The organism is Burkholderia sp. BCC0097 (assembly GCF_902832985.1).
Taxonomy (GTDB): Bacteria; Pseudomonadota; Gammaproteobacteria; order Burkholderiales; family Burkholderiaceae; genus Burkholderia; species Burkholderia orbicola.
This window is the reverse complement of record NZ_CADFDM010000012.1, coordinates 109,778-122,049: the sequence shown is the minus strand read 5'-3', so window position 1 is coordinate 122,049 and position 12,272 is coordinate 109,778. Positions and strand designations below refer to the sequence as shown.

Sequence of the window (12,272 nt, the reverse complement as noted above, 5' to 3'; positions counted from 1 at the left end):
ACCGAGGGCCGGTGTGAGCGACCCCCAGCAGAACCCGGGCGACGCCCCGGAAGAAACCTTCATTTCCCATCTCGTCGAGCTTCGCGATCGCATCATTCGCGCGGGGCTGGCCGTGATCGTCGTGTTCCTGGGGCTCGTCTACTGGGCGCCGGACATCTTCAAGCTGCTCGCGCGGCCGCTGATGGACAACCTGCCGAAAGACGGCAAGATGATCGTCACCGACGTCACCGGCTCGTTCTTCGTGCCGATGAAGGTCACGATGCTCGTCGCGCTCGTGATCGCGCTGCCGATCGTGCTGTATCAGATCTGGGCATTCGTCGCGCCGGGGCTGTACCAGCACGAGAAGAAGCTCGTCGCGCCGCTCGTCGGCAGCAGCTACTTCCTGTTCCTGTGCGGGATGGCGTTCGCGTATTTCCTCGTGTTCCCGACGATCTTCCGCGTGATGGCGCACTACAACGCGCCGCTCGGGGCCGAGATGACGACCGACATCGACAACTACCTGAGCTTCGTGCTGGGGATGTTCATCGCGTTCGGGGTCACGTTCGAGGTGCCGATCGTCGTCGTGCTGCTCGTCCGGATGGGCGTGCTGTCCCTGAAGAAGCTGAAGGAGATGCGGCCGTACGTGATCGTCGGCGCATTCGTGGTCGCGGCGGTCGTCACGCCGCCGGACGTGTTCTCGCAGCTGATGCTGGCGCTGCCGCTCGTCGTGCTGTTCGAGATCGGGCTGCTGGCCGCGAGGTTCTTCGTGCCGAAGAAGCCGGTCGAAGAAGGCGAGGCAGGGAACGGCGAAGCCGCGGGTTGACGGCACGCGGCGCCAGGCGGCTTTCCGGCCAGGCTGCAGTGGCCCGGTTTGGTCCATCAGCCGGCGCGTGAGAAAACCACCTTCCCGCCAACGCCGAATCGTCAGACGCAAAGCAAAAGGGCAGCCGACGGCTGCCCTTTTTCATTTCCGCGTCGCGTTGCTTCGCATCGCGACCGGCAGGCGGCGCACCGGCCGCCGACCGTCATTCGCTATCGTTGTCCTGCTCGTCGAGCGCCTGCTTCGGCGGCGGCGGGCGCTTGCCGATCACGACGTTCACGTCGAACTGCTTGCCCTTGCGTACGACGTGCACCTTGGTCGGCGTGCCCGGCTTGATCTGCGCGACAGTGTTCAGCAGCTTCGTCGTGTCGGTGATTTCGTCGCCGTTCACGCTCACCAGGATGTCGCCCGGCTTGATGCCGGCCTTGTCGGCCGGCCCGCCCTGCAGCACGCCCGCGACGATCGCGCCCGATTTCTGTTGCAGCCCGAACGACTCGGCGATTTCCGGCGTGACGTCCTGCGGCTCGACGCCGATCCAGCCGCGCGTGACCGAGCCCGTCGTGATGATGCTTTCGAGCACCGTGCGGGCGGTCGAGACGGGAATCGCGAAACCGATGCCGAGCGAGCCGCCGGAGCGCGAGTAGATCGCCGTGTTGATGCCGAGCAGGTTGCCGTTCACGTCGACCAGCGCGCCGCCGGAGTTGCCGGGGTTGATCGGCGCATCGGTCTGGATGAAGTTCTCGAACGTGTTGATGCCGAGGTGGTTGCGGCCGAGCGCGCTGATGATCCCCATCGTGACCGTCTGGCCGACGCCGAACGGATTGCCGATCGCGAGCACGACGTCGCCGACGCGCGACTGGTCGGAGCGGCCGAGCGTGATCGTCGGCAGGTTCGTCATGTTGATCTTCAGCACCGCGAGATCGGTTTCGGGATCGCTGCCGATCACCTTCGCGGTGGCCGTGCGGCCGTCGGCGAGCGCGACTTCGATCTGGTCGGCGCCGTCCACGACGTGCTGGTTCGTTAGAATGTAACCTTCAGGGCTCACGATAACGCCCGAGCCGAGGTTGGCGGCCGGCTCGTCCTGCTGCTTGCGGGCGTTGCGGTCGCCGAAGAAGTAACGGAACAGCGGATCTTTCGCGCGCGGATCGGGCGGCAGCGAGCCGTCCTTGCTGGAGAACACGTTGACGACGGCCGGCATCGCCTTCTGCGCGGCTTCGGCGTACGACGTGGTCGCCGGTGCGCCGCCGATGCCCGGCGCGACTTCCCGCAGCGCGACGATCGGCGTGGCGAGCTGCTTGCCGAGCTGTCCTTGCCGTTGCAGCCATTGCGGCTTGAGCGTCACGACGATGAACATCAGCGCGAGCAGTACGGTCACCGCCTGCGCGAAGAACAGCCAGAAGCGTCTAAGCATCTGAATGGATTAGAGGTTTATATGGATCGGATCGAACTTGAATTGTACTTGAACAATACCCTTGAAACCGCGCGCTTCAAGGACTATTGCCCGAACGGCCTCCAGGTCGAAGGACGCCGCAAGATCGAGAAGATCGCCACCGGCGTGACGGCGTCGGTCGCGTTCCTCGAAGCCGCGCTCGAATGGGGGGCGGATGCCGTGCTCGTCCACCACGGCTATTTCTGGCGCAACGAGGCGCCGCAGATCACCGGCCGCAAGTACCAGCGCCTGAAGCTGCTGCTCGCGAACGACCTGAACCTGTTCGCGTTCCACCTGCCGCTCGATGCGCATCCCGAGTTCGGCAACAACGCGCAGCTCGGCGAAAAGCTCGGCCTGATCGGCGACCAGCGGTTCGGCGAAGGCGATCTCGGCTGGATGGCGACACTGCCGATGCCCGTCACGCTCGAGCACTTCGTCGCGAAGGTCGAGCGCACGCTCGGCCGCACGCCGCTCGTGCTCGGCGAGCCGGACACGCAGCTGCGCCGCATCGCGTGGTGCACGGGCGCCGCCCAGAGCTATTTCGACGCGGCGATCGACGCGGGCGCGGACGTGTTCCTGACCGGCGAGGTGTCCGAGTCGACCACGCACGCGGCGGCGGAGAGCGGTGTCGCGTTCGTTGCGGCAGGGCACCATGCGACCGAGCGCTACGGAATCCAGGCACTTGGGCGCCACTTGTCGGAAGAATTCGATCTCGAACACCTTTTTATCGATATTCATAATCCGGTCTGAGCGATGGATTTGCGGCGGCGCATCGAAATTTCACAATGTAGCATTCGCTTAAAAGTGAAATGATTTAATCGCTCCGGTAGTGGGGGATAACCCTTAACTATCAAACACTTCGAAGGGATTTTCATCTCCGGGCCTTGTAAATGACGACTCCATTCGAGCAAACTAGCGGCGGAATGGAAAGTCGTGACGGAAAATCCAACTCAGAAGTGGGGCGTGTGATGCGAGACAAGGAAGAGAAACGCGTCGACAGCGGCCGCCGTACCTGGCTGATTGCGACATCCGTAGCAGGTGGCGTAGGAGGCGTCGCCACCGTCATACCTTTCGCGGCGTCGCTTGCGCCGTCCGCGAAAGCGAAAGCGGCCGGGGCACCGGTCGAGGTCGACATCAGCGGCCTGAAGCCCGGCGAAATGGTCACCGTGCCGTGGCGCGGCAAACCCGTCTGGATCCTGAATCGCACCGATTCGATGCTGGCCGACGTGGTCAAGGCCGACAAGGAAGTGGCCGATCCGACCACGAAATCCCCGTATTCGATGCCGTTGCCCGCGTATTGCGCCAACGAATATCGGTCGCGGGCCGATCGCAAGAACATTCTCGTCGTGATGGCCGTGTGCACGCACCTCGGCTGCACGCCTAGCCAACGCTTCACGCCGGGTCCGCAGCCGAACCTGCCGGACGACTGGCCGGGCGGTTTCCTGTGCCCGTGCCACGGTTCGACCTACGACCTCGCCGGCCGTGTGTTCAAGAACAAGCCGGCGCCTCAGAATCTCGACATCCCGCCCTACATGTTCACGTCGGCGACGACCCTCGTGATCGGCAAGGACGAGAAAGGAGAAGCGTGATGGCCGCCGACAACAAAGAAGTCTCCACCACGGGTTTCACCGGCTGGATCGACCAGCGCTTCCCGCTCACGTCCACCTGGAAGAAGCACGTATCCGAGTACTACGCGCCGAAGAACTTCAACTTCTGGTACTTCTTCGGCTCCCTCGCGCTGCTGGTGCTCGTCAACCAGATCGTCACGGGCATTTTCCTGACGATGAACTACAAGCCCGACTCGACGCTCGCGTTCGCGTCGGTCGAGTACATCATGCGCGAGGTGCCGTGGGGCTGGCTGATCCGCTACATGCACTCGACCGGTGCATCGATGTTCTTCGTGGTCGTGTACCTCCACATGTTCCGCGGGCTGCTGTACGGGTCGTACCGGAAGCCGCGCGAGCTCGTCTGGATCTTCGGCTGCGCGATCTTCCTGTGCCTGATGGCCGAGGCGTTCTTCGGCTATCTGCTGCCGTGGGGCCAGATGTCGTTCTGGGGCGCGCAGGTGATCGTGAACCTGTTCTCGGCGATCCCGTTCGTCGGGCCGGACCTGTCGCTGTGGATTCGCGGCGACTACGTCGTGTCCGACGTCACGCTGAACCGCTTCTTCGCGTTCCACGTGATCGCGATTCCGCTCGTGCTGGTCGGCCTCGTCGTCGCCCACCTGGTGGCCCTGCACGAAGTCGGGTCGAACAACCCGGACGGCATCGAGATCAAGGCGAAGAAGGACGAGAACGGCATCCCGCTCGATGGCATCCCGTTCCACCCGTACTACTCGGTGCACGATTTCCTCGGCGTGTGCGTGTTCCTGATGGTGTTCGCGCTGATCGTGTTCTTCTCGCCGGAGATGGGCGGCTACTTCCTCGAGGCGAACAACTTCGTCCCGGCGAACCCGCTGCAGACGCCGCCGGAGATCGCGCCGGTCTGGTACTTCACCGCGTTCTACGCGATGCTGCGCGCGACCACCGACCCGTTCAAGATCGTGCTGATGATCGTGATCGCGCTGCTCGGCGTGCTCGCGCTGATCCGTGCGCGCGGCAAGTGGAAGGTCGGGCTGCCGGTGCTGGCGGCGGCGATCGTCGTGTTCATGTACCTGACGGAGTCGAAGTTCTGGGGCGTCGTCGTGATGGGCTCGGCGGTGATCTCGCTGTTCTTCCTGCCGTGGCTCGACCGCAGCCCGGTGAAGTCGATCCGCTACCGGCCGCTGTTCCACAAGGTATTCCTCGGGATCTTCGTCGCGGCGTTCCTGACCCTCGCGTTCCTCGGCACGCGGCCGCCCTCGCCGGCGGCGACGCTGATTGCCCAGGCCTGCGCGCTGATCTACTTCGCGTTCTTCCTCGGCATGCCCGTCTGGACGCCGCTTGGCACGTTCAAGCAGCCGCCGGAACGGGTGCGCTTCAAGCCCCATTAACGTGAGCGAGGAGAGAACGACATGAAGAAACTGCTTTCGACACTCGCGTTGATCGGGGCGACCGCCTGTGCGTTGCTGGCGGCGCCGGCCGTGCGGGCGGAGGGTAATTTTCCGCTCGACCGGGCGCCCGATAACACGGAAAATCTCGTTTCGCTTCAGCACGGCGCGCAATTGTTTGTAAACTATTGCCTGAACTGCCACAGCGCGAACCTGATGCGCTACAACCGTCTGACGGATCTGGGCATATCCCAGAAGGAGATCGAAACGAATCTCCTGTTCACGACCGACAAGGTCGGGAACACGATGTCCGTTGCGATGCGGCCCGACGACGCGAAGAACTGGCTCGGCACCACGCCGCCCGACCTGTCGGTCGAGGAGCGTGCGCGCGGCCGCGACTGGCTGTACACGTATCTGCGGAGTTTCTACCGCGACGATACGCGGCCGACCGGCTGGAACAACGCGGTGTTCGAGAACGTCGGCATGCCCCACGTGTTGTGGCAGCTGCAGGGGCAGCGCGTAGCCAAATTCGAAGACAAGACGGACGAGGAGACGGGCGAGAAGGCCCACGTGCTCGTCGGCTTCCAGCAGGTCACGCCGGGCACGCTGTCGTCGCCCGACTACGATGCTGCGGTGGCCGACCTGGTGGCCTATATGACATGGATGTCCGAGCCGGCCCAGCAGACCCGCAAGCGCCTCGGCGTGTGGGTGCTGATCTTTCTCGGTGTCCTGACTTTCCTGGCCTGGCGGCTGAATGCCGCGTACTGGAAAGATATCAAGTAAACACGCCTGACCGGCGTGGGGCCGGCGCAAGGCGGAACCCGTGAAAGGGGTTCCGCCGCGTGCCGGCCCTCGGCTTTTTTGAGGAAACGCAAATATGATGGTTCTGTATTCCGGCACAACTTGCCCGTTCTCCCAGCGTTGCCGGCTGGTGCTGTTCGAGAAGGGCATGGACTTCGAAATCCGCGACGTCGACCTGTTCAACAAGCCGGAAGACATTTCGGTGATGAACCCGTACGGTCAGGTGCCGATCCTGGTCGAGCGCGACCTGATCCTGTACGAATCGAACATCATCAACGAGTACATCGACGAGCGCTTCCCGCATCCGCAACTGATGCCGGCTGACCCGGTGCAGCGCGCCCGTGCGCGCCTGTTCCTGCTCAACTTCGAGAAGGAACTGTTCGTCCACGTCAGCACGCTCGAGAACGAGAAGGGCAAGGCGGCGGAGAAGAATCACGAGAAGGCACGCCTCGCGATCCGCGATCGCCTGACGCAGCTCGCGCCGATCTTCGTGAAGAACAAGTACATGCTCGGCGAAGAGTTCTCGATGCTCGACGTCGCGATCGCACCGCTGCTGTGGCGCCTGGATCACTACGGCATCGAGCTGTCGAAGAACGCCGCGCCGCTGATGAAGTACGCCGAACGGATCTTCAGCCGTCCGGCCTACATCGAAGCACTGACGCCGTCCGAAAAGGTCATGCGTCGTTAATGTTGCAATGAAGGCATGACGGAGCGGGTGGCGCGGCGTGCCGCGCGCCCGCTCCGGGTTCGAGGATTGTGATGCAAGAGATTTCAACGAAGCCTTATCTGCTGCGCGCGTTGTACGAGTGGTGCACCGATAACGGTTACACGCCGCATATCGCGGTGAGGGTCGACAACTCGACGCGCGTGCCGCGTCAGTTCGTGCGTGACGGCGAGATCGTGCTCAACATCAGCTTCGAGGCGACGAGCCAGTTGCAGATGGGCAACGAGTGGATCGAGTTCACGGCCCGGTTCTCCGGGAAGGCGCACAAGATCGAGATTCCGGTGGCCAACGTGCTCGCGATCTATGCGCGCGAGAACGGACAGGGCATGGCGTTCCAGGTCGATGCGGTCGCGGGCGAAGGCGAGGATTCGGGCACGTTCGACGATGACGCCGCGCCGGCCGACGACGCGCAGCGTGACGAGTCGGTATCGCCGTTAGCGCCCGTCGCCGACAGCGGCGCGAACGAGGAACCGTCCGAAGGGGCCGACGAACCGCCGAAAACCGACGGCGACGGCTCGAAAGGCGGCAGCAGACCTCGCCTCAAGATCGTGAAATGAGGTAGAATCTCGCGCTACGCCGGCTTAGCTCATCTGGTAGAGCAGTTGATTTGTAATCATCAGGTGGCGGGTTCGAGTCCTGCAGCCGGCACCAAACACTAGTTTCAAGTAGTACCCGGAAGTCCCAAAACCCGCGTCCAGCCTAGCGCTGACGCGGGTTTTTTGTTTCAGGACGTCCCGTGAGAGGCCGGGGCATCCCCGAAATTTGGGGGTAAGATTTGGGGTATGACTTTGGCAATTTGGGGGTATGCCGTACCCCCGACGAACAATGAAAACCAAACCTCTTACCGACGCCAAGTGCCGCAACGCTAGATTCGATGAGGCCGGGGGAAACAAACTCTTCGACGGCGGCGGCCTGTATCTCGATCTGCGCTCCAGTGGTTCGAAGAAATGGCGGCTCAAATACCGGTTCAATGGCAAAGAAAACCTGCTGACGTTCGGCGACTATCCCGCGACGTCGCTCGCTGATGCTCGGTCGAGGCGTGACGAAGCGAAGCGGCTGTTAGCGGAAGGGAAGAACCCTGCGTTCGAGCGTGACGTCGAGAAGCAGACTCGCGCCATTGCCGCACAGAACACCTTCGAGGCCGTCGCGTTGGAGTGGTACGAGGCGCAGCAAGCGACATGGAGCGCTTCGCACGCGAACCGAGTCAAGAAACAGCTCGATCGCGAGGTGTTTCCCCTGATCGGCCAGCGTCCGATTTCTTCGATCGGCGCACCGGATTTGCTCGCGGTCATTCGACGAATCGAAGGTCGAGAGGCGTTCGAGACTGCGCGCAAGACGTTGCAGACGTGCGGCCAAGTCTTTCGCTATGCCGTTGCAACGAGCCGTGCCGAGCGAGATCCGTCGCCGGACCTGCGAGGCGCATTGAAGGCAGTGCCCGTCAAGCATATGGCGCGAATCGGCGAAAGCGAGCTACCGGAGCTGCTTCGCTCGATCGCTGCATATGAGGGCGAGCCGGAGACACGGCTCGCTCTGCGATTCCTGGCACTGACGTTCGTTCGTACGATCGAACTGCGGCAGGCCGAGTGGACAGAGATCGACGTGGAGCGCCGAGAGTGGCGAATTCCAGCAGAGAAGATGAAGATGCGCCGCGTGCATATCGTGCCGCTCGCTGACCAGACGATCGCGCTGCTTTCCGAGCTACGCGCGCTGACGGGCCACCGTCGCTGGCTGTTCCCGAACAGCCGTAGACCGTTGCAGCAGATGAGCGAGAACACGATCCTGTACGCGCTATACCGGATGGGTTATCGCAGCCGTATGACCGGGCACGGGTTCCGTGGTCTTGCCTCGACGATCTTGAACGAGAAGGGATTCAATTCCGACTGGATCGAGCGTCAGCTCGCCCACTCCGAGCAGGACGGTGTGCGGGCGGCATACAACCACGCCGAGTATCTGTCTGAGCGCCATCGCATGATGCAGTGGTGGGCGGACTATCTCGACAAACAGGGTGGGGCGAAGATCATCCCGATCGCGGCGGCAAGATAGATCCGTGCCGCTGCGAGTATGACCCCCTTCCGTGCGTCTCCCACCAGTAAAACGGACACGGCCTAGGCATAGGGTAAGCCGATGATTTGGCCCCTTATTATTATGTGCCCCCCCTATGTTTGCCGTCAGTAGAGAAAAGACGCGGGTGTGAGCCCCCGCGTCTTTGGCCTAGACGCAGGGTCCCCCGCATTCCGGCCTCCCTGACACTTGCGGCAGGCGCAACAATGCCTGATCGGGGCGCATCGCGAACACCCCCTCAAAAACACGTTGTCGACGCACCTCGAATCCCGGAGAACCCCGCCCCGTCTGGCTTCGCGGTCGCTACGGTCGGTCGGCACCTGTCCGCTCAGTGCAAAACGAGTTGGGGATTTGGAGATAAACGCCTGAATCGGCCGCAAAGCCTTATGGGGTAAGGCTTCGTGTGTCTCCAAACGATTTGGAGAACGCTGGAGATACTGGAGATAAACCGGGCTGGATTGTTACGGCTGAGGCAAGATTCGCGACAACCGCAGGCCCGGTTCCATCTGGAGCGGATCGCTCAAAGTAACTTTGACGCACGGGCCAAAAACGCCGCGCAAAGGAATGCCCGCCACCGCCCTCCCGGACGGCGGCGGTGCATTTCACAGCTCAAGCGTGAAGATGGACGGCAACACGCGATAGACCATGAACTTGCCGTGACCGGGGATGTATTCCTGCCGGTATGGGTAGCCGTCGCTACGCGGCATCAGCACGCCCCGCTTCATCAGTGCCTTGGCGACGATCTTGTGGTCGAAGCCGGCGCACACGTCCTTGCGGAACACGGCCGCTTCGATCAGGTATTCCGTCTCGACGCTTTCGGCATCGTCGGCACTCATCTTGCCGCCGAACTCGACGTAATACTCGCGATCGGAGGCGATGGGCGTGCGGCGCTCGTCGCGCTTCACGTGCTGCTTGAAGCCCGCTCGATGCGGCACGTTCGGCCGATGGTCGTCCTGCGCCCGGTTCATCCACACGAAACGGTTGTCGCCGTGTGCGGCGAGGAAGTGCTGTACCTGCCGCACGGCTTCCGCCTCGTCCGAGTTGCCGGTGCCGCCGCGCAGTTCGAGCCAGCCTTCGAAGCAGCGACGCGCGGCCTCGACCGCTTCGCCCTGCGGCCAGCCGGTCAGCCCGTGCGCCGTCGCCAGCTCGCCGGCCACCGCAACGAGGCAGAACCGCTTCGCGACACGCGCGACCTGCGAATGCGAGCCGTCCGGCACCCATTGCCCGACCAGCTCATCGACGCGCACACGCAGATGCTCGGCCAGCTCGCCGGCCTGCGACGACGCCCACTCGATGAACGCGGGGCCGGCGGTGCCGTAGTGCATGCCGGCGTGCCGCTCAAGATGCTCGATCAACGCGGCCGGCGTCGGAAAGCCGTGCAACTTCTCGACCACGCCCATTTCGCCGACCTCGGCCGGGATCGCGGGCAAGCGCACCTCGATACCGCCTTTCATGGGCTTGTTGCCCTCGGCCATCAGCGCGGACACGCTCTTTTCGCCGTTCGACAGGAACAGCAGTCGCCACGTGAGAACCGGCTTTGCCGAGCCGCTACGCGACGCACGGGCCTTGCCCGACTCGTTCGCGAGCATGTAGATCACATCGCCGACCAGGCGCGGCTCGACCTGCCCGATTTCATCGAGGATCAGCAGCGCGTCGCTATGCTGCGTGGCGACCGCTTCGAGCGCGTTGTCGGTTGCCTTCCAGCTCCGCACGTAGTCCGGCGAGCCGAACACGGACGCGGCGATGACGCCGCCGGTCGACTTGCCCTTGGACGTCGTGCCGAGCAGGTGGAAGCCGCCCGACTGAAGCCCGGAGAAGTGCAACAGCGGACCAGCGAAGGCGGTAGCGACGCAGAACAGCAGCCGGCTATTGCCGACGCAGTAGGCTGCGACCTCGCGTTGCCAGTCGTCCAGCGTGCCGCGCTCTTTGAACTGGCTCTGGATCGGCGTGTCGGCCTGATAGATCAGCGCCTCTTTGCCGGTGCCGATGACGCGATCGGGCAGCACGAACGCGCCGTGATGCCAGCCGACGCGCGGCACGCAGCGCACGCGCTCATCCGGCTGCGCCATCTGGACATAGTTGGCGATCTGCGTGCGGGCGATCTGCGTCACGCCAAGCTTCACGCCCATGTCGAGCAGCATGCGGCGCAGCTCCGTGCCGTCGCCGGCAAAGAGGCCGGCCGGCACCGCCCATCGTTTCAGGATGCCGTCGCGGTCCGTGAATTCGAGCAGGTAGCCCCACTCGCTGTTCATCTCGTTGCGCGTCTCCGCGATCACGTCGATACGCGTGCTGACCCAATGCGGCGGCAGCGGATCGCCCTGATTGTTGAAGCCGTGAAACCACACGCCCTTGTCGTCGACGACGAACCGCGACTTGCCATCCTGCGCGCGGGCCGTTTTGGGGCGCTTGGCGGGCTTTGCGGCGGCTGGAGCGGCCTTGCCCTTGCCAGCATCCGCCGAGCCGGCCTGAGCGAGCGCAGCGCGCACGGCGGCGGCCACCGCCTCCGGGCCGACGTGCGCAGCCAGGTCGTTGAAGTCGGTACCGGCTGCCGGGCGGTTCGAACCGAAGTCGGGCACGGCCACGATGCCGGCGACGGCCTCGGCCGCCGCGCGGGCCTTCGCCACGCCCGGATTGCCCTTCGTCGTGTGGTCGTCGTCCGCGCACACGACGATGCGGGCGTCCGGATACTGGCCGCGCAGCGCCGTCGCGACCGCGTGCAGATTGCCGGCATCGAACGCGACGGCGGCCGGATAGCCCGTTGCGGTCGCGAGCGTCGCGCACGTGGCGTAACCCTCGCCAATCAGCAGCGTGGACGGCGCGGAAGATAGCGGGCCGCCGATCAGCGAGAAGCAGCCCGCCTTGCGGCCGTTCGGCAGATAACGTTTCTGGCCGTCCGTCAAAACGAACTCCAGCGTCCACAGCTTGCCGTCCGCGTCACGCGCCGGGATGATCAGTGCGCTGTCACACGCGGCCGTCCCGATGCACAAGCCGCCGCGATAGACGCGCAGCGCGTCGACCGGGATGCGCTTGCGAACGAGATAGGGGTGATCGGCCGGCGCGGGCTCGGCCGCCGACCAGATCGACTCAGCGAGCGCCGACGCGGCTTGCTGTTTCTCGGTCAGTTCGGCCAGCTCGGCCGCTTCGCGTGCCGCGCGCTCGGCCTTCTGCCGCTCGCGCTCCGCTGGATCGACCGGCTTCGCCCGATGCGCGCGTGGATCGAAGCCGCCAAGCTTGGCGAGGTGAAACAGCGTGTTGATGGTGATCTTGCCGCCCTTGAACGACTTCCACACATCGCGCGCGTCCTTGCCGTTGTAGTTCTGCGCGCCTTGGCTCCATTCGTTCCAGAGGGCGAAGCCCTCCTCGCCAAACTCGGCCTTGAGCGCCATCCCCACCTGACTCCACGTGTCGCGGTCGTCGGGCGGGACATAGCCGAGCGCGACTCTCGCCCGCTCGAATTCGGACATGGGTGCGTTACTCATAGGTTCCCACT

At 63.9% G+C, this 12,272-nt stretch carries 10 protein-coding genes and 1 tRNA gene; 9 read left to right on the top strand and 2 right to left on the bottom strand.

Going from position 1 to position 12,272, the window contains the following annotated elements:
* Positions 1–13 precede the first annotated feature (13 nt).
* Entirely contained in the window at positions 14–802 is a 789-nt protein-coding gene (gene tatC, locus HWX07_RS32465) for a twin-arginine translocase subunit TatC (protein WP_006477113.1), read from the top strand.
* Positions 803–1,004: 202 nt separating this feature from the next.
* Here tatC and HWX07_RS32460 read toward each other — a convergent pair whose 3' ends face one another.
* Positions 1,005–2,210 (bottom strand): Do family serine endopeptidase, encoded by a 1,206-nt coding sequence (locus HWX07_RS32460; protein WP_006477112.1) that lies wholly within the window; start codon positions 2,208–2,210, stop codon positions 1,005–1,007.
* Positions 2,211–2,231: 21 nt separating this feature from the next.
* Here HWX07_RS32460 and HWX07_RS32455 point away from each other — a divergent pair, with 21 nt between their 5' ends.
* The 8 genes from HWX07_RS32455 (at position 2,232) to HWX07_RS32420 (ending at position 8,764) form a co-directional block, all read left to right on the top strand.
* A complete protein-coding gene (locus HWX07_RS32455; RefSeq protein ID WP_006477111.1) occupies positions 2,232–2,978 on the top strand; it encodes a Nif3-like dinuclear metal center hexameric protein in 747 nt (248 codons plus the stop codon).
* 218 nt (positions 2,979–3,196) lie between these two features.
* Positions 3,197–3,817, top strand: a complete 621-nt coding sequence (gene petA / locus HWX07_RS32450) for a ubiquinol-cytochrome c reductase iron-sulfur subunit (protein ID WP_006477110.1) — start codon at positions 3,197–3,199, stop codon at positions 3,815–3,817.
* Positions 3,817–5,199 (top strand): cytochrome bc complex cytochrome b subunit, encoded by a 1,383-nt coding sequence (locus HWX07_RS32445; RefSeq protein WP_012327783.1) that lies wholly within the window; start codon positions 3,817–3,819, stop codon positions 5,197–5,199. Before petA ends, HWX07_RS32445 begins: the two co-directional genes overlap by 1 nt.
* A gap of 21 nt (positions 5,200–5,220) precedes the next feature.
* The gene (locus HWX07_RS32440) at positions 5,221–5,979 is read left to right on the top strand and encodes a cytochrome c1 (RefSeq protein ID WP_006477108.1); all 759 of its coding nucleotides are present in this window, start codon (positions 5,221–5,223) and stop codon (positions 5,977–5,979) included.
* Positions 5,980–6,073: 94 nt separating this feature from the next.
* Positions 6,074–6,685 (top strand): glutathione S-transferase N-terminal domain-containing protein, encoded by a 612-nt coding sequence (locus tag HWX07_RS32435; protein ID WP_006400565.1) that lies wholly within the window; start codon positions 6,074–6,076, stop codon positions 6,683–6,685.
* A gap of 71 nt (positions 6,686–6,756) precedes the next feature.
* On the top strand, positions 6,757–7,278 hold the full coding sequence (locus tag HWX07_RS32430; RefSeq protein ID WP_012327784.1) for a ClpXP protease specificity-enhancing factor: 522 nt from the start codon (positions 6,757–6,759) through the stop codon (positions 7,276–7,278).
* 18 nt (positions 7,279–7,296) lie between these two features.
* Positions 7,297–7,372 (top strand) — tRNA-Thr (locus HWX07_RS32425).
* Positions 7,373–7,546: 174 nt separating this feature from the next.
* Complete coding sequence (locus HWX07_RS32420) at positions 7,547–8,764, top strand: integrase arm-type DNA-binding domain-containing protein (protein WP_175879127.1); 1,218 nt, start codon at positions 7,547–7,549, stop codon at positions 8,762–8,764.
* Between the two features lie 620 nt (positions 8,765–9,384).
* On the opposite strand, the gene HWX07_RS32415 is transcribed toward HWX07_RS32420, so the two are convergent.
* Positions 9,385–12,246: a DUF927 domain-containing protein gene (locus HWX07_RS32415; protein WP_175879125.1), complete on the bottom strand. Its 2,862-nt coding sequence runs from the start codon at positions 12,244–12,246 to the stop codon at positions 9,385–9,387.
* Positions 12,247–12,272 lie beyond the last annotated feature (26 nt).

Coding starts and splice junctions, on each gene's coding strand:
- HWX07_RS32460 (WP_006477112.1), bottom strand. CDS start 2,210: ATGCTTAGACGCTTCTGGCTGTTCTTCGCGCAGGCGGTGACCGTACTG.
- HWX07_RS32440 (WP_006477108.1), top strand. CDS start 5,221: ATGAAGAAACTGCTTTCGACACTCGCGTTGATCGGGGCGACCGCCTGT.
- HWX07_RS32420 (WP_175879127.1), top strand. CDS start 7,547: ATGAAAACCAAACCTCTTACCGACGCCAAGTGCCGCAACGCTAGATTC.
- HWX07_RS32445 (WP_012327783.1), top strand. CDS start 3,817: ATGGCCGCCGACAACAAAGAAGTCTCCACCACGGGTTTCACCGGCTGG.
- HWX07_RS32435 (WP_006400565.1), top strand. CDS start 6,074: ATGATGGTTCTGTATTCCGGCACAACTTGCCCGTTCTCCCAGCGTTGC.
- HWX07_RS32455 (WP_006477111.1), top strand. CDS start 2,232: ATGGATCGGATCGAACTTGAATTGTACTTGAACAATACCCTTGAAACC.
- HWX07_RS32415 (WP_175879125.1), bottom strand. CDS start 12,246: ATGTCCGAATTCGAGCGGGCGAGAGTCGCGCTCGGCTATGTCCCGCCC.
- petA (WP_006477110.1), top strand. CDS start 3,197: ATGCGAGACAAGGAAGAGAAACGCGTCGACAGCGGCCGCCGTACCTGG.
- HWX07_RS32430 (WP_012327784.1), top strand. CDS start 6,757: ATGCAAGAGATTTCAACGAAGCCTTATCTGCTGCGCGCGTTGTACGAG.